The sequence below is a fragment of the Nonomuraea sp. NPDC050691 genome (assembly GCF_040654455.1).
GTDB lineage: Bacteria > Actinomycetota > Actinomycetes > Streptosporangiales > Streptosporangiaceae > Nonomuraea.
The window spans coordinates 1-21,052 of sequence record NZ_JBFAIA010000053.1; the positions used below are offsets into that span (position 1 = coordinate 1).

Sequence of the window (21,052 nt, forward strand, 5' to 3'; positions counted from 1 at the left end):
CCTGGCCCGGGCGCTGGCCGTCCGGCCAGGGCGACCCGCTGCGCCTGGCCGCCGGACAGCTGGCGGGGCTTGGCGGCGGCCCGCTCGGCCAGCCCGACGCGTTCCAGCAGGGCCGCGGCCGTGCGGCGCGCCTCGGCCTTGGAGGCGCCCTGGCACCTGGGGCCGAAGGCGACGTTGTCCAGGGCCGACAGGTGCGGGAAGAGCAGGTAGTCCTGGAAGACCATGCCGACGGGGCGTTGCTCGGTGGCCAGGGTGTGCAGGGGGTGTCCGTCGAGGACGATCTCGCCCTGCGACAGGGCGACGAGGCCGGCCAGGGCGCGCAGGGCGGTGGTCTTGCCCGCGCCGTTGGGCCCGAGCAGCGCGACCACCTCGCCGGGCGCGACCTCCAGGGCGATGTCGAGCGTGAACGAGGGTCGTGTGACGACCAGGCGCGCGTCGAGCGTCATGGGCTGTTCACCCATCGGTCGCGCAGGCCGGCCAGGATGACGACCGAGACGGCGAGCAGGACGAGACTGAGCACGATGGCGGCCTCCGGTTCGGTCTCCAGCGCCAGGTAGACGGCCAGCGGCATGGTGCGGGTGGTGCCGGGGAAGTTGCCCGCGAACGTGATCGTGGCGCCGAACTCCCCCAGCGCCCGCGCCCAGCACAGCACCGCCCCCGCCACCACGCCCGGCATGACCATCGGCAGGGTGACCCGCCGGAAGACCGTCCAGCGGGAGGCCCCGAGCGTCGCGGCGGCCTCCTCGAACCGCTGGTCGGCCGCCCGCAGCGCGCCCTCCACGCTGATGACGAGGAACGACATCGCCACGAACGCCTCCGCGACGACCACGCCCGCCGTGGTGAACGGCAGCGTGACCCCGAACGCCGACTCCAGCCACTGCCCGATCAGCCCGCGCCGCCCCAGCACCAGCAGCAGCGCCACGCCGCCGACCACCGGCGGCAGCACCAGCGGCACGGTCACCAGTGCCCTCATCAGGCGCCGGCCCGGGAAGTCGACCCGGGCCAGCAGCCAGGCCAGCGGCACCCCGAACAGCAGGCAGAACACGGTGGCAGCGCTCGCGCACACCAGCGACAGCCGCAACGCCTCCAGCACGTGCGGCTCGGCCAGCCGTTCCGGCAGCGTGGACCAGGGCGCGCGGATCAGCAGCCCGGCCAGCGGCAGCACCAGGAACGCCAGCCCGGCCAGCGCGGGCACGACCAGCATCCACGGCGGCCTCGACCCCCGGCGGGAGGCGCCCGGGCGCCCGGTGAACCCGCCCGGCGGGTTCACCGGGAAATCCTGCTCGCCGGCGGCGCCCATGCGGATCAGGGAGCCTCGAAGCCGGCCTTGGTCAGCACGTCCTTGCCCCGCGCCGACAGCACCAGATCGACGAACTGCTCGGCCAGGTCACCTGCGGGCGCCTTGCTGAGCGTCGCGATCGGATAGTCGTTGATCGCTTTGTCCGCCTCGGGGAACGCGATGCCCCGCACCTTGCCCGCCGACGCGATCACGTCTGTCCTGTAGACCAGCGCCGCGTCCACCTCGCCCAGTTCGACCTTGGTCAGCGTGGCCTTGACGTCCTGCTCCAGCGTCACCGGCTTGACCTTCAGCCCGGCCGCGTCCAGCGCCTTGACCGCCGCCGCCCCGCACGGCACCTGCTCGGCGCACAGCGCCACCTTCACCTTGGGGTCGGTCAGGTCCCTCAGGTCGTCCACCTTGGCCGGATTGTCCTTGGGCACGGCGATCTCCAGCTTGTTGCGCGCGAACGTGGTCGGCGAAGTCGCCGGCGACGCGTCGGTGACCGTCTTCATCGTGGCCGGGCTCGCCGCCGCGAAGACGTCCGCCGGTGCCCCCTGGGTGATCTGCTGGGCCAACGTCGAGCTGGAGCCGAAGTTGAACCTCACCGCCGTACCCGGGTGCGCGGCCTCGAACGTCTCGCCGAGCTCGGTGAACGTGCCGGTCAGGGACGCCGCGGCGAACACCGTCACCTCCTTGGCCCCGCCGGCCGCGGAGGCCGACGCGGAAGCCGGCGTCGTGGAGGTGGCCGGTTCACCGGAGCCGCAGCCGGGCAGGCCCGCCAGTGCGAGCGCGACGGGCAGGGCGATCGTCCACCGGGGAAGACGCCTGAACACCAAGGGGGCTCCTCACAAGTGACCGGCCACGCGTTCGTGGCCGGGTATCTCCACGACGACGTTGGTGGACTTGATCACGGCGACCGCCACCACCCCCACCTCCAGGCCCAGCTCGTCGGCGGCCTGGCGGCTCATCAGCGACACCACCCGGAACGGCCCCGCGGCGATCTCCACCTGCGCCATCACCGCGTCCCGGATCACCTCGGTGACGATCCCGCGAAAGCGGTTACGCGCCGAGGAGCGGCCGCCGCCGTCGCTCTGCCCGACCTGCGAGCGGGCGAAAGCGGCCAGGTCGGCTCCATCGACCCGCCGGTGGCCGTGCTCGTCCCGCTCGGCCCGCAACCGGCCCGTGTCCACCCACCGGCGGACGGTGTCGGAGCTGACCCCGAGCAGCGCCGCTGCCTCGCTGATCCGGAAGGTCGTCACAAGCCTCACCATACCTTCCGCACATTCCAGCCAGAAGCCCCGTCTGCCCCCGCATCAGCGGCATGATCTCCCAGGCTGCCCTGGCATTCACGAGAGGCAACGGGAAGGAGCCCGGTGCCGCCGGTGGCGGCGCCGGGCTCCTGCGGCCCTTGCGGGTCGTTACCGGAGGTACGCGGCGAGGCCGAGTCGCTGGTCGCGTACTGCCGTGGTGACCAGGCCCGCGATCTTGCGGGCCCCGGCCGCCTCGAAGTGGGTGTGGTCGTCGGCGAAGAACGCGCCCACAGGACCGGAGGTGTAGTCGCCGTTGAACGGGCAGAAGCGCAGGCTGTTGTAGAGGGTGTAGCTCAGTTTGTGCAGGTCGATGACCGGGGTGCCGGTGGCCGTGCCGACGGCGAAGGTCTCGCTCACGAACCCGCGGTTGGGCGTCGCCGTGCTTCCGCTGCACGTCAGAGCGGCCACAGGGGTCACCAGCACGGGATGCGCGCCGCGCTGCTGGGCGGCGCGGACCATGGCGGTGAGTAACTCGCGGTAGCGGGCGGAGCCGACGTGGCGCGGGCAGGTGGCCGAGCCGTCGTTGATGCCGAACTGGATGAACAGGTGGTCGCCGGGCTTCATCCCGGTGGAGGCGTTGAGCATCGCCTGCCAGCGGGCGGCGTAGGCGGTGGAGCTGAGCACGCATTCCCCGGCGGAGTTCTTGCCGCTGGTGACCGCGGACTCGTACAGCCAGGTCTGGACGCTGCGCCCGCCCACGGCGCTGTTGACCACGGTGGCGTCGGCGGTGAGATACGAGCTGAGCTCCCGGCCCCAGCCGACGATGTTGCCGCCGGAGCCGTTGGCGACGGTGGAGTCTCCGGCCAGCCACACCGTGATCCTGCCTGGGGCCGGGGTGGCGGTCGGGGCCGGTGTGGGGGTCGGTGTCGGGGTCGGGCTGGGCGTGCCGGCGGTTCCGGTGCAGGTGGTGCCGTTGAGCGCGAAGGAAGCGGGTATCGGGTTCCCGCTGCTCCAGGTGCCGTTGAATCCGAAGGCGACCGATCCGCCGGCCGAGATGGTGCGGTTGTGGTCGAGGTTTCCGGCGGTGACGTCGGCCCCGGTCTGGGGGACCGCCGCGTTCCACGCCTGGGTGACGCTCTGCCCGGCGCCGAAGGTCCAGGTCAGCGTCCAGCCGTTGACCGTGTCGCCGAGGTTGGTCACGGTGACGTCCGCGCCGAACCCGCCGGTCCACTGATTGGTGATCTTGTAGGTGACGGTGCATGCGGGAGTGGCGGCGCCGGCGCTCGACGCCGCCACGACGGCCGGCGCCCCGCTCAGCACGGCCACCGCCGATGCGGTCGCCGTGGCGGCCAGTCGTCGGAACAGGTTCATCAGCGGTTCTCTCCTTCTCGGGCGATGTGGGGAGCGGGATGGACCCGCGCCCGGTTCAGGTGAGCGCGCATCCGGCGCCGTTGAGGGCGAAGGAGGCCGGGGCGGTGTTGGCGCCGTTCCAGGTGCCGGTGAAGCCGAGCGTCGCGGAGGCGCCCGGGAGGAGGGCCGGGCTCCACGCGGGGTTGGTGACGGTGACCGTGGCGCCGCTCTGGGAGAACGCGCCGTTCCATCCCTGGTCGATGTGCTGGCCGTCGGCGAACGTCCAGCGCAGCGCCCACCCGTTGAGCGGGTCGGCACCGGTGTTGGTGAGCTGTACCTCCCCCTGGAAGCCGCCGGACCACTGGTTGGTGATCTTGTACTGCACGGCGCAGGCGCCGGGCGTGCCGCTCGACGTGGGGCTGGGCGTCACCGAAGGCGTCGGCTGCGGGCTCTGGGTGGGTGAGACCGAGGGGGTGGGGGTGGGGCTCGCGGGGAGGTGGGCGGTCACGATCGGCGCCAGCTTCGCCGCGATCGCGCGGTGGCCGGTGTCGTTGGGGTGGACGCTGTCGGACAGGCCGTCCGCGGGCACCCAGCCGTCGGTGTTGACGAAGAAGACGTTGCGGTCACCGGCGTTGTTGACCGTCTGCACCGCGGCCTGGGTCTGCGGGACGTACCGCCCGCGGAAGGTTTTCAGGGCCAGGATCGCGGCCTTCGGGTACTTGCCGCGGATCGTGCGCAGCAGCCCGACGTAGGCGCTCTGGAACTGGGTCGTGGACACGCTGTGCCCGACGTCGTTGGTGCCCAGGTTGATCACGACCACGTCCGCCTGGTACCGGGTGAAGTCGTGGTCGGCCGCCCCGTCGGCGGCGCTCACCTTCACGAACCGGCGGTCCAGGCCGACGCAACCGTCGGCGCTGCTCACCAGGCAGGCGCCGCCTTGCGCGACCTGCATGTGGTCCAGCCCGAGTTGCTCCCCGACCAGCCATCCGTACGCGGTGAGCGCGTTCTTCGAGGTGGTGGTGCCGACGGTGATGGAGTCCCCGACGAACTCCACCATGCCGCGGCGTGGCGCGGCGGGCAGGGTGCGCGCGCCCGAGTCGAGCACCAGCCCCTGGAACACCGCGTCGCCATGGTAGGAACCGGCCACCACGCGGTAGGACACGCGCAGGCTGTGGGTGCCCGCCGGGAGCGGGTTCGGGGTCAGGTTCACCGTGCCCCGCACGTTCTGCAGGTAGACGTCGGGGCCGCCGTCGAGGCTGTAGTAGAGGTCGATGGTGTTGCGCTGCTTCAGCTTGACGGTGGTGCCGGTGAACCCGGTCCTGAGGTAGGCGCCGGCCCAGCCCGGGACGTAGGCGGTGCGGTCGCGGGTGTCCCAGCGGCCGGCGAAACGGATGTTCGGATCGGTGGGCGAGCCGTCCCCGGCGGCGGCCAGGGCGCCGGACGGCGCCACGAGCATGGCCGCGGCCAGGACTGCCGCGGCCGCCACGGTGCCGGCGGCGACGGCGAGGCGTATCAGCTTCATGGTGATCCGTTTCTTCGGGTGGCCACCCGCCGGCGCGGGTGAGCGTCGTACGGGTGGCCGGGAAGGGGGAGATCTACGGGCGGGCCCGGGCTTCAGCGGAGGTAGACGTTGGGCTGGGCCGGGGCCGGCATGCCGGCGCCGATGAAGAAGCTCGGGTGCGGCGGCTGGTTGTAGCCGCTGTTCTGCCAGGCCAGGGCGACGCGGTACAGCCGGGTGCCGTCCAGCCTGAGGCCGTCGACGTACACGAGGTCGGTGACCCCGCTCTGGGAGTTGTCCTTGGAGTTGGCCGGGTCCCATTTGAGGACCAGGTCCAGCCGGCCGTCGCCGTCCAGGTCGCCGACGGACGCGTCGTTGGCGCTGTAGGAGCTGCCCGGCGGGCTGATCGGCACGTCCAGGTAGCCGTTCGCGAACCGCAGCGACGTCTCCGAAGCAGGGCCCTCGGTGCCGCCGCTGACGGGGCGCACCGTGTAGGAGGCGTCGGCCGGGGCGCCGGTGTCCAGGTAGCCGGTGGAGTCGGTGACGGCGGCGATGCGGGTGCCGCCCCGGTAGACGTTGAACGTGGTGTCGCGGGGCTCGGTGCCCCACAGCCGCCACGACACCAGGTTCCCCGATCCGGAGCGCACGCTGATCAGGCCGCGGTCCAGCTTCTCGGCCTGCTTGGCGCCGCCGGGGATCGGCGGCTGGCTGGGCGACGGGCCGGGGCTGGCCGGCACGCTCGGACTGGCGCTGGGCGTGGGCGTGGAGGGGGTGCCGTCGCACGATGTCCCGTTGAGGGAGAAGGAGGCGGGGATCGGGTTGGAACCGGTCCGGGAGCCGGTGAATCCGAAGGAGGTGCTGCCTCCGGAGGCGATGGCGGCGTTGTAGGCGGCGTCGGTGACGGTGACGTTCGCGCCGCTCTGGCCGGCGGTGCCGTTCCATGACTGGGTGATCTGCTGGCCGGCGCCGAAGGTCCAGGTCAGCCGCCAGCCGTTGACGGCGTCACCCAGGTTGTCGATCGTGACGTCGGCGCCGAAGCCGCCCTGCCACTGGCTGGTGATGTCGTAGCCGACTCGGCAGGCCACCGCCGCGGAGGCGGGCGTCTGCACGGCGATCAGCCCGGCGATCGCCGCGCAGACGGTGCCGGCGGGCGCTGTGCGGCGCAGTGTCGGCCGGATGGAACGCTTCATGGAATCGTCCAAACCTGAGGGGATCTGACGGAGTTCCGCGGAATCGCGGCGGACGGACACATGGATGCACAGCACGCGCGCGGTGAGGATCCCGCCCGGGGCCCGCACTCACCGGAGAGTGCGGCCAAGACTCGCGCCGGCACGGTTCCCGCTCGCCGCGCCTCGCCGGTGGACGCCGCGGCGGCCCACCGGCCTTCGGTGAATCGCGGACCTGGCGGGTGAAACTTTCATGGCGCGGAGGGGTGCGCGGCCGGTCAGGCCGAGCGCGGTCCGGATCGCGTACGGGGCCTCGGCCCACGCGGCCGACGGCCGGTAATGCCCTGATCCACGCATGTCTTCCCTTCCAGATGGATCGACCTGAGATGAGCAGGACGGCAACTTCTGGGAGCGTTCACAGAGTGTGAGAGACGGCGATTACGGCGTCAATGGCCGTTACATGGTTGTTGCCCCGCCTATTTCGTGGGGAATTGAGCGGAGTCTTTCTGTCGGGCCGATGGTGCGTTACTGTGCACGTTCACAGAGGCTTTCAGGAACCCACCTCATCCGCATCGACCATTCGGACAGGCGCCGTCATCTGCGCGCATCCCCCTCAGCGTCGTGCCGGCGCCCGACCACGGCATGACGGCGAGGGGTCACGGGGGCATTCACCATCCCTCTCCTGACCGGAGGATTCATGAAAAGGATTCTGGTGTCGCTGGTCGTGTGCGTCGCCGCGACCCTCACCGCCGGGCAGCCGGCGCACGCCGCCACACTCAGCATGCGCGGCGCCGATGTCTCCACGTTGCAGCGCGCGCTCGACCTGGGTGCCAAGTACTACGACGCGAGCGGCAACCAGAGAGATCCGCTGGACATCCTTCAGGGAGCCGGCGTCAACTACGCCAGGCTGCGGATCTGGAACAACCCGATCAGCGACTACAACAACAAGACCAAGGTCCTGCAGCAGGCCCGGGCGATCAAGGCCAAGGGCCTCAAGCTGATGGTCGACTTCCACTACTCCGACACCTGGGCCGACCCCGGCAAGCAGTACAAGCCCGCCGCCTGGTCCAGCCACACCATCAGCCAGTTGCAGACGGACGTCTACACCTACACCTACGACGTGTGCACGAGCCTCAAGGCGCAGGGCACCACCCCCGACAGCGTACAGATCGGCAACGAGATCAACACCGGCATGCTCTGGAACGACGGCAAGGTGACCAACAACGACTTCACGAACCTGAGCCTCCTGCTCAAGGCCGGCTACAACGCGACGAAGGCCTGCAACGCCGGCACCCAGGTGATCATCCACACGGCGCTGGCGGAGAACCTGTCCTCCGCCCGCTGGTTCTACGACGGGATCCGGGCCAAGGGGGTGTCCTGGGACATCACCGCCCTGTCGTACTACTGCATGTGGCACGGCACGCTGTCCAACCTGTCCACCGTGATCTCGGACATGCGTTCCCGCTACGGCAAAGACGTGATCATCGCCGAAACGGCGTACCCCTTCACCAGCGGCAACGCCGACTCCACGCGCAACGTGGTCACGTCGGGGTGCACGGGCCACGGCCTCACCTGGCAGGGACAGGGCGCCGAGTTCGCCGCGGTGCAGAGCACGGCCCGCAACGCGGGTGCGATCGGCGTCTTCTACTGGGAGCCGACCTGGTACGCGGTGCCCGGCAACGGCTGGGACCCGGCCAACATCACCAGCAGCGGCAACGAGTGGGACAACATGGCCGTCTTCAACTGGACCGGCCACATCAACCCCAACGTCCGGTGGACACCGTGACGTCCGCCATCCCTCCCCAAGGCAGTCAGGGCGTCAGCGGCTCGGCCGCGTCGGTGCGCAACGCCCCGTGCAACGGGTCCCGCCAGCCGTCCGCCTCGACCACGTTCGGCTTCGTCGGCTCAGGCACCCCGCCGGCCCAGGCATTCACCTGCACCAGCCCATAGGGGCGCCCCTGCTCCAGGCTGAGATCCAGGTGGAGACCCGGTGGAGAGACGCCACACCCCCTCGCGAGAAAGTGCAGGATCACCATGGGTACACGTCACTCAGGTCGCCATACGCCCGGTTCACCGGACCGCCCGGCGACCGTCCTCGCGCTCGTCGCTCTCCTGGCCGGCCTGCTGGGGATGGTGCTCGCGTCACCGGCCGAGGCAGCGACCGATCTGGCGCTGGGCAAGGCGGCGAGCGCGGACTCCAGCCAGTCGGGACGCCCCCCGTCCCTGGCCGACGACGGCGACACCGCCACCCGCTGGTGCGCCGCCGACGGCGACACCGGCCACTGGTGGCAGGTCGACCTCGGAAGCGCGGCGGCGCTGAGCGGCACCGAGGTGCGCTGGGAGTTCGCCCGCACCTACCAGTACCACGTGTCGGTGTCGGCCGACGGCTCCACCTGGACGCGCGTGGCCGACCGTACGGCGAGCACGGCCACCGCGCAGGTGCAGAGCGACGCCTTCACCGCGACCGCCCGGTACGTGCGTATCACGGTGACCGGGCTCGCGGCCTCCACCTGGGCGAGCATCGCCGACTTCAAGGTGTACGGCGCCGACACCGGCACACCGCCGGGGCCGGCGCCCGATCCGGCGCTGCGCTCCCGGTGCACCGGCACCTCGCCGATCACCTGCCACTTCGACGTCCAGCCCGGCAACTACGACGTGACCGTGGTCCTGGGCGACGCGAACGCCCCCGGGGTGACCGGCGTGCAGGCCGAGGCCCGCCGTACCGTGCTGCCGGCCGTGTCCACCGCAGCCGGGACGTATGCGAGGTATTCGTTCACGCTCAACGTGCGCCGGCCGGAGGGACAACCGACCGGACAGGGAGGCACCGGCACACCGGGGCTCGACCTGGTGTTCTCCGGGACGGCGCCGAAGCTGAACGGGATCGGGCTGGCCGCGGCGAGCGGGCCGGCGCTGTACCTGGCCGGCGACTCGACGGTGTGCGACCAGCCGGCCGCGCCGTACACCGGGTGGGGGCAGCAGCTCCCCCAGTACTTCAAGCTGGGCCTGTCGGTGGCGAACTACGGCGACTCCGGCGAGAGCTCGGGCAGCTTCCTGTCCGACGCGGCGCTGTTCCCCGCGATGAAGCCGCTGATCAGGAGCGGCGACACGGTGCTGATCCAGTTCGGGCACAACGACAAGTCGACGACGGCGTCGGCGTTCACCTCGAACCTGACGAGCCTGGTGACCCAGGTGCGGTCGCGCGGCGGCGTACCCGTGCTGGTGACGCCGCCGGTGCGGCGGCTGTTCGACTCCAGCGGCAGGCTGACGTCGACGGCGCTGCACGTCAACGGCGTGGGCGTGGACCTGGCGGCGACCATGCGGCAGGTGGCGGCGGCGCAGAACGCGCCGCTGATCGACCTGACCGCCAGGAGCAAGGCGCTGGTGGAGGGGCTCGGCCCGAACGGCTCGGCCAGGATCTACCTGACCGCGGCGACGGACGGCGTGACCGACAACACGCACTTCTCCTCCTACGGAGCGAACGAGGTGGCCAAGCTCGTCCTGCAGGGCATGCGTGAGCTGAACCTGTCGCCGGTGTCCTACCTGCGGTAGCCGGCCTCGCCCGATCCGCACCCTTCGGCACTCTCGGTGTCATCCGACCTACCTGTTGGGAGTTCAGTCATGCTCTTACGCAGCCAGCGCACCGCGCTGCTGTCCGCCGCCGTCGCGGTGACGGTGGCCGTCACCGGCGTCGTCATGGCCCCGGGGGCTTCGGCGGCGGCGACCCGCTACGAGGCGGAGAGCGCGCCGGCCACGTGTGACGGCGCCATCGAGTCCAACCACGCCGGCTACTCCGGCAGCGGATTCTGCAACGGCGGCAACGCGGCCGGTGCGGCGGCGCAGTTCACGGTGACCGCGCCCGCGGCGGGCACGGCCACCGTCGCCATCCGGTACGCCAACGGCGCCACCACCGGCCGTCCCGCGGACGTGCTGGTCAACGGTACGGCCGCCCAGCCGGCCGGCGCGTTCGACCCCACCGGGGCCTGGACGACGTGGGCCACGAAGACGCTGACCGTACCGGTGAACGCCGGCGACAACACCATCCGCCTGAGCCCGACCACCGCCGACGGCCTGGCCAACATCGACTACCTCGACCTCGACATGGGCAGCATCCCCGCCCCGACCGGCCGGCAGATGGAGGATCTCAACCGCGGGCTGGTCAGCGTGCGGTCGGGCAGCGGCAACCTCGTGTCCTGGCGACTGCTGGGCACCGAGAGCGCCGGCACCGGGTTCAACCTCTACCGGGGCGCCACCAGGGTGAACGCCTCGCCGATCACCAGCTCCACCAACCACCTCGACGCCGGAGCGCCCGCGGACGCCTCGTACACCGTCCGCGCGGTCGTGAACGGAGCGGAGCAGGCCCCGTCCGAGCCGTCGCTGCGCTTCACCGGCGGCACCTACCTGGACGTGCCGATCTCCCGGCCGGGAAGCACCTACACGGCCGGTGACGCGAGCGTCGGCGACGCGGACGGTGACGGCCAGTACGAGATCTTCCTCAAGTGGGATCCGAGCGACCAGAAGGACAACTCCCAGTCCGGGGCCACCGGCAACGTCTACCTCGACGCGTACCGGCTCAACGGCCAGCGGCTGTGGCGCATCGACCTGGGCCGCAACATCCGGGCCGGCGCCCACTACACGCAGTTCCAGGTGTACGACTACGACGGCGACGGCCGGGCCGAGCTGGCGGTCAGGACCGGCGACGGCACGGTCTCCGGAACCGGCCAGGTGATCGGCAACGCGAGCGCCGACCACCGCAACTCCGACGGCTACGTCATCACCGGGCCGGAGTACCTGACCATGTTCGACGGGCTCACCGGCGCGGCCTTGTCCACGGTGAACTTCGAGCCGGCCCGCGGCAACATCAACGACTGGGGCGACAGCTACGGCAACCGGGGCGACCGGTTCCTGGCCGGCACGGCGTACCTGGACGGCCGGCGCCCCAGCCTCATCATGGGCCGCGGCTACTACGCCAAGAGCGCGATCGCGGCCTGGGACTTCCGTGACGGCCGGCTCACCCGCCGCTGGAAGTTCGACTCCAGCAGCGCCGGCAGCCAGTGGACCGGCCGCGGCACCCACTCGCTGTCCATCGCCGACGTCGACGGCAACGGCACCGACGAGGTCGTCTACGGCGGCATGACCATCAACGCCAACGGCACCGGCCGCTACACCACCAGCTTCTACGCCCACGGCGACGCCCTGCACGTCGGAGACTTCGTGCCCGGCCGCACCGGCAAGGAGATCTGGCAGATCCACGAGCAGAGCTCCGGCGCGGCCGCCACGCTGCGCGACGCCGGCAACGGCTCGATCATCATGCAGAAGAACAACACCTGCGGCTGCGAAGGCCCCGCCCGCGGCGTCGCCGGAGACATCTACGCCGGAAACCCCGGCGCCGAGTTCTGGGGCGCCGGCACCGGCCTGACCAACCTGTTCAACGCCTCCGGCGCCGGCGTCGGACGCACGCCCGGCAGCTACAACTTCCTCGCCTGGTGGGACGCCGACCCGGTACGCGAACTGCTGGACGGCAACCACGTCGACAAGTACGGCACCGGCGGCGACACCCGCCTGCTCACCGCGTCGGGCGCGCACTCGATCAACGGCACCAAGGCCACCCCGTCACTGTCCGGCGACCTGTTCGGCGACTGGCGCGAAGAGATCATCCTGCCCCGGGACGACAACGCCGCCCTGCGCGTCTACGCCACCCCGATCCAGACCGACCGCCGGATCCACACCCTGATGCACGACGCCCAGTACCGCGTCGCCATCGCCTGGCAGAACACCGCCTACAACCAGCCGCCACATCCCAGCTTCTTCCTCGGCGACGGCATGAGCACCCCGCCGCAGCCGAACATCTACGTCCGCTGAACATGCGGTGGTCCGGCGGGCCGGCTGGGCGAGGGCGACCATGCTCACCGAGCCGGCCCCCGCGACCGATGAGTTTCGCCTCGCCGCGTCGCCTCCATGTCGCCTCCATGTCGTCTACATGTCGTCTACATGGCAGGCCGCCGGGAGTACATCCGGTTCCCGCCGTTCGGCCCCGAGCACCTCACCAACTCGCTGCACCACCTGGCCGAGCTGGTCTGACCGACGCCCAGCGGGGGCGGGCGTCGTTCGACGGGCCGGCGTTCGACTTGCCGGCGTTCGACGGCGAGCGCCGGCAGACGATGGCGGCAGGTGCGCCTTATCCCGGGGGCGGGGTGTGGCCGGGCGCGCGGCGGGATAGGCGCTGGTCAGCGTCGTGTGTGAGCGCGGCTCTCAATCCCCGCGATGATCTTGCTGTGGCCGGCCGGGCGGGCGCCAGCCGTGCGTGAGGAGATCGAAGACCTCTTCGACGGCCGCCCGGGGGTCCTCCAGGCCTCGGGTGAGTGCCGGTATGTCGAGAACGAACCGGGCGAGCGCACGGCAGGCGATGTCGTCGTGGCTGACGCCGGCGTCGTCGGCGATGGCCGCGCTGAGGGCAGCGGTGTGCCGCGTCCACATACGTTCGGCGTACTCCTGCAGCACGGGCGTGGAGTCCACGAGAGCGGTGAACTCGGTCCGTAGCGGGTGGGTCGCGACCGGGAGCCAGGACGCGAGGACGTGCTCGCGGAGCGCGTCGACGACGCCTTGACCGGCGGGGCGCCGGCGTACCGCGGCGATCAACCCCGCCTCTCGGTCTTCTTCCTGGTCGAAGACCAGTGCCTCCTTGCCCGGGAAGTGCTTGAACAGCGTCGTGGTCGACACGTCGGCCGCTTCGGCGATGTCCCTGATGCTCACCCGGTCGTAGCCGCGCTCCAGGAAGAGCCGCAGGGCGGCGTCGGCGATGGCTTGACGGGTCGCCGCCTTCTTGCGTTCGCGGCGGCCGACGACGGGTGGCGTGTCCATGCACGCACCCTACCAAAAGGTGGTCACAAGCAATTAGTGGACCGATTGCACTTTTTGCCTCGTTCTGCTTTCCTGGCGTGGCGGAGACGCCCCCCCGCACGCAGTCACGAACGAGAGGCAACAGCCATGCATTCGCCGGCACCGGCCACCGCGAGGATCAGCATCATCGGAGCAGGACCCGGTGGCCTCACCTGCGCCCGCATCCTGCAGAAGCACGGCATCCCCGTGACGGTCTACGACCGCGACCCGCACCCGGAGGCGCGCAACCAGGGCGGCACCCTCGACCTGCACGCCGACGACGGGCAGCTCGCCCTGCGCGAGGCCGGCCTGATCGACGAGTTCTTCAGGCTGGCCCGCCCGGAGGGACAGGAGATGCGCCTGCTGGATCCGACAGGACGGATCCTGAGCCGCCACGTCCCGGCCGAGGACGAGCTCTACAAACCGGAGATCGACCGGGGGCAGCTGCGCGATCTGCTGCTCGACTCGCTGGATCCGGGGACCGTGCGGTGGGACCACGCCGTCGAGAGGGTCAGCGGCCCGGCCGACGGCCCGCGACAGGTGCACTTTCCCGACGGCACGACCGTCGAGACGGACCTGGTCATCGGTGCCGACGGCGCGTTCTCCCGAGTTCGCCCGGCGCTGTCGCCGGCCGCGCCGCTGTACACCGGGGTCAGCTTCCTGGAGGCCTGGTTCCAGGATGTCGAGAACGCGCACCCCGACATCGCCGCGCTCGTCGGCCGGGGCAGCGCCGCAGCGGCCGACGGCGACCGCGCTCTGTTCGCCCAACGCAACAGCGGCGACCACATCCGGGTCTACATCATCCAGCGCCTGCCCGCCGACTGGATCACCGCGAGCGGTCTGAGCGCCGACGACACCGCCGGGATCCGCGCCCGGCTGCTCGACGGCTTCTCCGGCTGGTCGTCACCCATGCTCCGGATGATCACCGACAACGACGGGCCGTACGTCGATCGTCCGCTGTTCGCCCTGCCGGTCCCGCACACCTGGGAACCCACCCCGACCGTCACCCTGCTCGGCGACGCCGCCCACCTCATGCCCCCGCTCGGCGTCGGCGCCAACCTGGCCATGCTCGACGCCTGCGAACTCGCCCTCGCGCTGGCCGGCTCCCCCACGGTCGGCGATGCCGTCGCCACCTACGAGAAGACCATGCTCCCGCGTGCGGCGGACGCGGCCCGGATGCTCGAGAACGGCGCCGAAGCCCTCCTGGAGCGACACGACAGCGGCGAGATCGCACACTTCGGCCCGCCTCAGCATTGACCGGTCGACCGCTGCCCCCCGGCGGGTGAGACTGCGGCGCTTCCGCGCAGCCACGTCCATCACCTGCAGAAAGGCCCCGGCCCGCACCGACACCGGGCCGGACACCGTCGCTCCGTCCAGGCGGGTCACGCCGCCGGTCACCGTCAGCCGCCCGGCATGCCGGCCGGTGAGGCGCGCCTTCGGCGAGCCATGCGGTCTTGTCGTCCTGGTCGATCGCCAGGCCGGCGGTGGACGCCCCGCTGCGGAACACTGCGAATGCTCGCGGCCCGCGCCGACGAGGAACGGCTCAGAGCCTGGCGCGGGCCGCCGCGATCATCTCGCGGAGGCGGCCGAGGAATGCCTGCCCGTCCGGGCCCGAGTCCAGCGGCAGCAGATACGAGCTCGCCTCGCTGTGCCCCAGCCACCGGGCCTGCACGAACACGCCGGTCTCCCCGCCGAACACCCGGGGGTCGGGAACAACGAGATCCGCGTCGGCCAACGGCCCGCCCAGGCGCACCGACTCGCCGTCCACCCGGACCAGCACGATCACCACCAGCGAGTCGGTGACCACCGAGGCGGCCAGATGCTCCACCGCCATCGGCGCGAGTGCCCGCGGGCGAAGCAGCCCACGCCGCGGCTGCTGGATCGGAACGCTGTGCGTCTCGCAGCAGACCCGCGCTGACTGGCGCAGATCCGGGAGCAGATGCCGCTCCGCATAGCCGTCCAGGAGCGCCTGGAGCCGCACGTCCAGGTCATCGATCGCACAGAGCCGGGTGGATCTGCGGTAGGTAGGCGTGGTCATGGAAGCACCCTAGGCATGAAGCCTTGACGGCCGCTTGAACGGCTCGGCGTACCACCAGCTTGTGTCACGCTTCCGGCAGGGCCCCCGGAGATGCCGGAGGACGGTTCAGCCGCCGAAGGACGCGGCGTTCTCGCGGACCCACTCGGCGAAGGTGCGGGCGGGCCGGCCCGTGACCTGCTCCACGGTCGGGAGGAGGGTGTCGCCCGGGATCGGCGGGTCGGTGCGCATCATCAGGAAGAACTCCATGTCCTCATCGGAGTAGCCCTCCTGCCGCCACTGCGCGACGACCTCGTCCGTGGACAGCGGCACATAGCGCACCTCCCGGCCGAGGACCTCACTGATCGTGCGCACCTTGTCGGCCGGGGTCAGCGCCTCGGGCCCGGTCAGCCAGTACTCCTGGCCGCCGTGGCCGTCTCCGGTGAGCGCGGCCGCGGCGACGGCCGCGATGTCCGCGTCGTGGACCATGGCGCTCTTGGCCTCCGGGAACCCCTCGCGCACGACCCCTTCGGTCCGGATGGCCTCGGCCCACTCCAGCGCGTTGGACATGAACTCGACCGGCGCCAGGGAGGTCCATTCCAGCTTGCCCGCCTCGACGGCCTCCTCCAGCGGGCTCTTGCCTACGTCGCCCTTGAGGATCGTCACCTTGCGCAGACCCGCCTGTTCGGCCAGGGCCACGATCTCCGGGCCGTTGGTGAGCGGCGAGAAGTCCGCACCGTTGAAGGTGATCAGGTGGGCGGCGCCGACGCCGTCGAACGCGGCGGCGAGGCTCGCCGTGTCGGCCAGGTTCCCGGCGACGGCCTCGGCAGCGGCGGGCAGGCCGGCCGCGGCCGGGTCGCGGGTCAGGGCACGGACCCGGTGACCCGCAGCCAGCAGCTGCTCGACGAGCGGACGGCCGACGTTGCCCGTGGCGCCGGCGACAAGGATGATCTCGGATGTCATGGCGGTGACGCTAGGGGCATTCGCGGTCAGGTCCTGTCCGCCACCGCGGCGCACGGCACGGACGGGCTCCAGATTCTCCTGGCTCGCCTTGCTCTTCTCCCGGTTGCCCGCCCCGCCGGCTCGCGGGCCGGCATCGAGTGTCAGCCGGACCTCCCGGTCAGCCGAAGCGAGGATTCACGACAGGGACCAGAAGCCGACCGCGTCCAGCCCCTTTCTCCTACGCCCGACCTCCATCCCCCGGTTCCTGAAAGCATCGCCCTGAACCAATGCGACGCCCAGTGGCGTAATACCGTGGAAAACCTCGTTCGATTTACGACGAGAGGCTATGAGGCCGGCCTGGGGAGGTGGATGTCCCGTTTCTTGGGCGCGGGGCTCGTCCCAGGATCGGCGGACTCACCCCTGACGCTCGATAACGTTCCTGTTGTGAACAGATCACCTTGGGAACGGGTGCTTCGGTTCCTCTCCGGTCGGTCGCGTCACGCCACCATCGGGCAGGCCGCGCTTCTGTGGCTCGTGATGTCCGCTCCCGTCTTGTTCTGGGCCTTGGACAGCGGCGTGGGCGGCGACCTGTGGTCACACCTGCTCTTACCGCTGACGGCCCTGGCCTTCGCCGCGGTGGTCAACCGCCGCTGGCCGTTGGCGACGCTGGCCGTCTGCACGGCGCTGACGGCGTTCGACCCGCTCAGCCCGGTCGATCGCTACACCATCGCGGTGATAGCCGCGAGCTACCTGTCGAGCCTGCGGGTGAAGGGCATATGGCAGGCACTGGGCGGCATCGCCGCGGTCGTCTGCGGCGCCGCCCTGATCAGCGTCACCTTCAACTCATCGCCGCAGCTGTGGGTTTACGAGATCGCCGCCATCCCGTTCCTCACGGTGTTCCCCTGGCTCGTCGGGCGCTACCGGGTCCAGCATCAGGCGCTCGTCCTGGGCGGCTGGGAACGCGCCCGCCAGATGGAGCGCGAACAGCGCATCATCGCCCACCAGGCTCAGTTGCTGGAACGCACCCGCATCGCCCGGGACATGCACGACTCGCTCGGTCACGAATTGAGCCTCATCGCCCTGCAGGCGGGCGTCCTGGAGGTCGACGCCACCCTGGACGCGCGCCAGCGCCTCGTGGCCGAACGGCTGAGGACGGCCGCCAGCGCCGCCACGGAGAGCCTCCAGCAGATCATCGGCGTCCTGCGTGACGAGTCGGACCAGGTGTCCGGCACCCCGGCGGACGAGAGCACCGAGGACCTGATCGAGCGCGCGTGCGCCGCGGGCATGACGGTGCGGCTCCACCACGACGGGCAGCCCGGGGACATTCCGCGCCTGGTGGACCGCGCCGTCTACCGCGTGGTGCAGGAGTCGCTGACGAACGCCGCCAAGCACGCTCCCGGCGCCGAGGTCACCGTCCACCTCACCCACCAGCCGGACCGGACGGGGGTGACGGTGACGAACGGGCCGTCCTCCAGCCCGCCGCCCCACGTCGCCGGCGGAGGGCGCGGCCTCCTGGGACTCCGGGAGAGGATGCGGCTGGTGGGCGGCTCCCTCTCCTGCCGCCGGACCGGCGGCGGGTTCACGGTCGAGGCGTGGGCTCCCCACCACGCGGCCCCGAACGTCCTGCAGGACGGTGACTCCGGCCTCGCGCTCGAACCGACCACGACGCTGCTGGAGAACGTGCAGCGGCGGCGCGCCCGGCGGGGGTTCCTGCTGGCTTTCGCCCTTCCGCTGGCCTGCGCCGCCGTGCTCCTGCTCGCGGTGATGGGTTTCGCCTACCAGAACCTGACCTCCGTGCTGGATCCCGGCGTGTTCGACCGCCTGGTGGTCGGTCAGTCCCAGGCCGAGATCACCCCCCGGCTTCCGGCGCACGCGTTCGCCGAGAGCCCGACCCCGGTCATCGAGACCTCTCCGCCGGGCGGAGCCGCATGCTCCTACTACTGGTCGAGCCACAATCTGCTGTTCGGCTCCAGCTCCGTGTACCGGCTCTGCTTCGCCGACGGCCGTCTCGCGGCCAAGGACGCTCTCGCCCCCCATCCCTCAGCGGAGGAGCACTGATGATTCGAGTGATGCTGGCCGACGACGAGACCATGGTCAGGGTGGGGATCAGCGGGATCCTCGCCTCCGTCCCGGGCATCGAGGTCGTCGGTGAGGCATGTGACGGCGCCGAAGCGGTGGAGCTGGCGCAGCGTCACCGGCCGCAGGTCGCGCTGATCGACATCCAGATGCCGAAGCTGGACGGGCTCAGCGCGGCCGAAGAGATCCGCCGGACCGTCCCGGAGACCGGCCTGATCATCCTGACCACGTTCTCTCAGGACGAGTACATCTCGCGGGCGCTCCGCATCGGGACCAACGGCTTCCTGCTGAAGTCCGGCAATCCCTACGAGCTGATCGCCGGTGTGCGCGCGGTGGCGGAGGGCGGGGCATGCCTGTCGCCCAAGGTGGCGGCACGGGTGATCAACTCGTTCGGGGGCGAGCGCCGGACACGCAGTGACCTCGCCCTCCGCCGGGTCGAGACGCTCACCGAACGCGAGCGCGAGGTGCTGGCCCTGCTCGGCGCCGGGCTGTCCAACGCCGACATCGGCCGGCGGCTGTTCCTGGTGGAAGGGACGGTCAAGGTGTACGTCAGCACCATCCTGACGAAGCTCAACGTCCGTAACCGCGTGCAGGCCGCGATCGTCGCGTACGAGGCGGGGCTCATCGGCGACACCACCTGAACACACGGGCCGTCCGAACGCGGATACCCGCCGAACCCGGCCGGAACACCGAAACGCTCGCGACCGCCATGGCGGATCGCGAGCGTCGTGCGGCTGCGGCGTGATCAGGCGTCTTTGCGGCGCAGAGCCAGGTATCCCGCGTAAACGGAGGCCAGGGCCCACCCGAGCATGATCAGCCCGCCCACCGCCTGGCTGTAGGGCTCCCCGGTGCTGGCCCGCATCAGGTTCGCCCCCGCGTCTCCCGGGAGGTAGGCGGCGATCAGGTCCAGGCCCAGAGCCGGGAGCAGGATGGGCAGGATCAGCAGGATCACGAAGACCACGGAGATCGCGGCGGCCGCGCTGCGCAGGAAGGTGCCGAGGCCGAGAGCGAAGACTCCGAGCAGCGGCAGGTACAGGGCGATGCCGAATACCGTGGTGCAGACGTCCGCGTCCGTGTACGGCTCGCCGTACGCGCCGAGCCCGAGCTCCGACAGGCCCACCGCCGCTGCGCCGGACACCAGCCCGACCACGAACAGGACGGGGACGAGCAACAAGATCTTCGCCAGCAGCATGCGCCCCCGGTTGGGCACCCACTGCAACGTCGCGCGGATGGTCCCCGTCGAGTACTCGGATGTGATCACCATGACGCCCAGGACGGCCACCGCCCACTGCGCCATGAAGGCGACAGCCGTGGAGCCGACGAACGGGGCGGAGCTGGTGAACGGCTCGGCCGTGCCGTTCTCGTGCTGCGACCGGGTGGAGATCGCGGCGAGGACGACACCGCCGAGCAGCAGCGCCGTACCCACCGCCAGGGTCCACCAGGTTCCCCGCACGCTCCAGAACTTGGTCCATTCCGAGGCGATCGCTCCCTTGAGCCCGCTGTCGGATCTCTTGGCGGCCGGAAGCCGCCTGGGCATCGTCACCGCCATGGCGCGACCTGCTCTCCACCGGACCCGTGCGCCTGCGACCGGCCCGACGACGCGCCGAACTCCACACTCCCGGACGTGAGCTCGATGTAGGCCTCTTCCAGGGAGGCGCTGACCGAGGTGAGTTCGTGCAGCCGCAGCCCCATCTCATGGGCGAAGTCGCCGACCCGCGAGACGCTGACGCCTTCGATGAGGATCTCGCCGTCACCCGTCCACTGCACCTCGGCACCCTCGGCGGTGAGCCGGGAGCTCAGCACGTCCAGCCCTCGGACCTGCGGGCTCTGGGCCCGCACCACGTGACGCGAACTGCGGGCGATGAGCTCGGCCATCGGCAGGTCCGCCAGCAGCCTGCCCTTGCCGATGACCACGAGGTGATCGGCTGTCAGCTCCATCTCACTCATGAGGTGGCTGGACAGGAAGACGGTCCGCCCCTCGCCGGCCAGCGTGCGGACCAGGGCACGGATCCAGCGGACCCCGTCGGGGTCGAGGCCGTTGACCGGCTCGTCCAGGATCAGGACGGGCGGGTCGCCCAGCAGCGCACCGGCGATGCCCAGCCGCTGGCCCATGCCCAGGGAGAATGAGGCCGCACGTCTGTTCGCCGCGTCCGACAACCCGACGGCCTGCAGCACCTCGTCCACCCGCCTGGCGGGGATGCTGTGCGTACGCGCCATGGCCAGCAGGTGGTTGCGGGCGCTGCGCCCCGGATGCACCGACCTGGCCTCCAGGATCGCGCCGACCTCACGGACCGGGTGGGGCGACGTCGTGTACGGCTTGCCGTTCACGAGCGCCTGCCCGGAGGTGGGTTTGTCCAGGCCGAGGATCATCCGCATCGTCGTCGACTTCCCGGCTCCGTTGGGCCCGAGGAAGCCGGTGACCCTGCCGGGGGCGATTTCCAGCGAAATATCGTCGACCGCCGTTTTCGCGCCGTAACGTTTGGTCAATCCCCTGAGAGTAATCACTGATTCTCCACTCGTGTCGTCGGGGTCAAACGTTATTGACGGCCCGGCCGGCGGCACATCTGCCGTTCGGTAACCTCCGTACTGTCTTTCGGCAGG

19 protein-coding genes are annotated in these 21,052 nt (G+C 70.9%); 6 read left to right on the top strand and 13 right to left on the bottom strand.

Features of this window, described 5'->3' with window-relative positions:
- The 7 genes from AB0H81_RS20555 to AB0H81_RS20585 all read right to left on the bottom strand — a co-directional run.
- Nucleotides 1–446: ATP-binding cassette domain-containing protein (locus AB0H81_RS20555; RefSeq protein ID WP_358376621.1), on the bottom strand; the 446-nt coding region annotated here is incomplete at its 3' end.
- Complete coding sequence (locus tag AB0H81_RS20560; protein WP_358376740.1) at nt 443–1,204, bottom strand: ABC transporter permease; 762 nt, start codon at nt 1,202–1,204, stop codon at nt 443–445. The genes AB0H81_RS20555 and AB0H81_RS20560, both read right to left, overlap by 4 nt.
- A gap of 101 nt (nt 1,205–1,305) precedes the next feature.
- Nucleotides 1,306–2,115, bottom strand: coding sequence for a molybdate ABC transporter substrate-binding protein (gene modA, locus AB0H81_RS20565; RefSeq protein WP_358376624.1), 810 nt, complete (start codon nt 2,113–2,115; stop codon nt 1,306–1,308).
- Between the two features lie 9 nt (nt 2,116–2,124).
- On the bottom strand, nt 2,125–2,538 hold the full coding sequence (locus AB0H81_RS20570) for a TOBE domain-containing protein (protein ID WP_358376626.1): 414 nt from the start codon (nt 2,536–2,538) through the stop codon (nt 2,125–2,127).
- A gap of 159 nt (nt 2,539–2,697) precedes the next feature.
- Nucleotides 2,698–3,900 carry a cellulose binding domain-containing protein gene (locus AB0H81_RS20575; protein WP_358376629.1) on the bottom strand — a complete coding sequence of 401 codons (1,203 nt, stop codon included), beginning with the start codon at nt 3,898–3,900 and terminating at the stop codon, nt 2,698–2,700.
- Between the two features lie 55 nt (nt 3,901–3,955).
- Nucleotides 3,956–5,401 carry a cellulose binding domain-containing protein gene (locus AB0H81_RS20580; protein WP_358376632.1) on the bottom strand — a complete coding sequence of 482 codons (1,446 nt, stop codon included), beginning with the start codon at nt 5,399–5,401 and terminating at the stop codon, nt 3,956–3,958.
- A gap of 92 nt (nt 5,402–5,493) precedes the next feature.
- A complete protein-coding gene (locus tag AB0H81_RS20585; RefSeq protein WP_358376635.1) occupies nt 5,494–6,567 on the bottom strand; it encodes a cellulose binding domain-containing protein in 1,074 nt (357 codons plus the stop codon).
- A gap of 673 nt (nt 6,568–7,240) precedes the next feature.
- On the opposite strand from AB0H81_RS20585, the gene AB0H81_RS20590 reads away from it, so the two are divergent.
- The gene (locus tag AB0H81_RS20590) at nt 7,241–8,329 is read left to right on the top strand and encodes a glycosyl hydrolase 53 family protein (RefSeq protein WP_358376638.1); all 1,089 of its coding nucleotides are present in this window, start codon (nt 7,241–7,243) and stop codon (nt 8,327–8,329) included.
- Between the two features lie 25 nt (nt 8,330–8,354).
- Here the strand turns inward: AB0H81_RS20590 and AB0H81_RS20595 are convergent, their stop codons facing one another.
- A complete protein-coding gene (locus tag AB0H81_RS20595; protein WP_358376641.1) occupies nt 8,355–8,579 on the bottom strand; it encodes a hypothetical protein in 225 nt (74 codons plus the stop codon).
- Between AB0H81_RS20595 and AB0H81_RS20600 the strand changes: the two genes are divergently transcribed.
- Together AB0H81_RS20600 and AB0H81_RS20605 are read left to right on the top strand one after the other, a co-directional pair.
- Nucleotides 8,578–10,092 (top strand): discoidin domain-containing protein, encoded by a 1,515-nt coding sequence (locus AB0H81_RS20600; protein ID WP_358376644.1) that lies wholly within the window; start codon nt 8,578–8,580, stop codon nt 10,090–10,092. The genes AB0H81_RS20595 and AB0H81_RS20600 overlap by 2 nt on opposite strands.
- 69 nt (nt 10,093–10,161) lie before the next feature.
- Nucleotides 10,162–12,402, top strand: coding sequence for a carbohydrate-binding protein (locus AB0H81_RS20605; RefSeq protein WP_358376647.1), 2,241 nt, complete (start codon nt 10,162–10,164; stop codon nt 12,400–12,402).
- A gap of 390 nt (nt 12,403–12,792) precedes the next feature.
- Here the strand turns inward: AB0H81_RS20605 and AB0H81_RS20610 are convergent, their stop codons facing one another.
- Nucleotides 12,793–13,401: a helix-turn-helix domain-containing protein gene (locus AB0H81_RS20610; protein ID WP_358376649.1), complete on the bottom strand. Its 609-nt coding sequence runs from the start codon at nt 13,399–13,401 to the stop codon at nt 12,793–12,795.
- A 126-nt stretch (nt 13,402–13,527) separates the two neighbouring features.
- Here AB0H81_RS20610 and AB0H81_RS20615 point away from each other — a divergent pair, with 126 nt between their 5' ends.
- A complete protein-coding gene (locus tag AB0H81_RS20615) occupies nt 13,528–14,676 on the top strand; it encodes an NAD(P)/FAD-dependent oxidoreductase (protein WP_358376652.1) in 1,149 nt (382 codons plus the stop codon).
- A gap of 286 nt (nt 14,677–14,962) precedes the next feature.
- Here the strand turns inward: AB0H81_RS20615 and AB0H81_RS20620 are convergent, their stop codons facing one another.
- Both AB0H81_RS20620 and AB0H81_RS20625 read right to left on the bottom strand, forming a co-directional pair.
- Nucleotides 14,963–15,457 (bottom strand): hypothetical protein, encoded by a 495-nt coding sequence (locus AB0H81_RS20620; protein WP_358376655.1) that lies wholly within the window; start codon nt 15,455–15,457, stop codon nt 14,963–14,965.
- A 105-nt stretch (nt 15,458–15,562) separates the two neighbouring features.
- Nucleotides 15,563–16,396: an NAD(P)H-binding protein gene (locus AB0H81_RS20625; protein ID WP_358376658.1), complete on the bottom strand. Its 834-nt coding sequence runs from the start codon at nt 16,394–16,396 to the stop codon at nt 15,563–15,565.
- A 531-nt stretch (nt 16,397–16,927) separates the two neighbouring features.
- On the opposite strand from AB0H81_RS20625, the gene AB0H81_RS20630 reads away from it, so the two are divergent.
- Entirely contained in the window at nt 16,928–18,433 is a 1,506-nt protein-coding gene (locus AB0H81_RS20630) for a histidine kinase (RefSeq protein ID WP_358376661.1), read from the top strand.
- Nucleotides 18,433–19,092: a response regulator transcription factor gene (locus tag AB0H81_RS20635; RefSeq protein WP_358376664.1), complete on the top strand. Its 660-nt coding sequence runs from the start codon at nt 18,433–18,435 to the stop codon at nt 19,090–19,092. Before AB0H81_RS20630 ends, AB0H81_RS20635 begins: the two co-directional genes overlap by 1 nt.
- Nucleotides 19,093–19,196: 104 nt before the next feature.
- On the opposite strand, the gene AB0H81_RS20640 is transcribed toward AB0H81_RS20635, so the two are convergent.
- Complete coding sequence (locus AB0H81_RS20640; RefSeq protein ID WP_358376667.1) at nt 19,197–20,000, bottom strand: hypothetical protein; 804 nt, start codon at nt 19,998–20,000, stop codon at nt 19,197–19,199.
- Complete coding sequence (locus tag AB0H81_RS20645) at nt 19,991–20,956, bottom strand: ABC transporter ATP-binding protein (RefSeq protein ID WP_358376670.1); 966 nt, start codon at nt 20,954–20,956, stop codon at nt 19,991–19,993. The genes AB0H81_RS20640 and AB0H81_RS20645 overlap by 10 nt, the downstream gene beginning before the upstream one ends.
- Nucleotides 20,957–21,052: the final 96 nt, after the last annotated feature.

Coding starts and splice junctions, on each gene's coding strand:
- AB0H81_RS20560 (WP_358376740.1), bottom strand. CDS start 1,204: ATGCTGGTCGTGCCCGCGCTGGCCGGGCTGGCGTTCCTGGTGCTGCCG.
- AB0H81_RS20575 (WP_358376629.1), bottom strand. CDS start 3,900: ATGAACCTGTTCCGACGACTGGCCGCCACGGCGACCGCATCGGCGGTG.
- AB0H81_RS20580 (WP_358376632.1), bottom strand. CDS start 5,401: ATGAAGCTGATACGCCTCGCCGTCGCCGCCGGCACCGTGGCGGCCGCG.
- AB0H81_RS20585 (WP_358376635.1), bottom strand. CDS start 6,567: ATGAAGCGTTCCATCCGGCCGACACTGCGCCGCACAGCGCCCGCCGGC.
- AB0H81_RS20590 (WP_358376638.1), top strand. CDS start 7,241: ATGAAAAGGATTCTGGTGTCGCTGGTCGTGTGCGTCGCCGCGACCCTC.
- AB0H81_RS20600 (WP_358376644.1), top strand. CDS start 8,578: ATGGGTACACGTCACTCAGGTCGCCATACGCCCGGTTCACCGGACCGC.
- AB0H81_RS20595 (WP_358376641.1), bottom strand. CDS start 8,579: ATGGTGATCCTGCACTTTCTCGCGAGGGGGTGTGGCGTCTCTCCACCG.
- AB0H81_RS20605 (WP_358376647.1), top strand. CDS start 10,162: ATGCTCTTACGCAGCCAGCGCACCGCGCTGCTGTCCGCCGCCGTCGCG.
- AB0H81_RS20610 (WP_358376649.1), bottom strand. CDS start 13,401: ATGGACACGCCACCCGTCGTCGGCCGCCGCGAACGCAAGAAGGCGGCG.
- AB0H81_RS20615 (WP_358376652.1), top strand. CDS start 13,528: ATGCATTCGCCGGCACCGGCCACCGCGAGGATCAGCATCATCGGAGCA.
- AB0H81_RS20620 (WP_358376655.1), bottom strand. CDS start 15,457: ATGACCACGCCTACCTACCGCAGATCCACCCGGCTCTGTGCGATCGAT.
- AB0H81_RS20625 (WP_358376658.1), bottom strand. CDS start 16,396: ATGACATCCGAGATCATCCTTGTCGCCGGCGCCACGGGCAACGTCGGC.
- AB0H81_RS20635 (WP_358376664.1), top strand. CDS start 18,433: ATGATTCGAGTGATGCTGGCCGACGACGAGACCATGGTCAGGGTGGGG.
- AB0H81_RS20640 (WP_358376667.1), bottom strand. CDS start 20,000: ATGGCGGTGACGATGCCCAGGCGGCTTCCGGCCGCCAAGAGATCCGAC.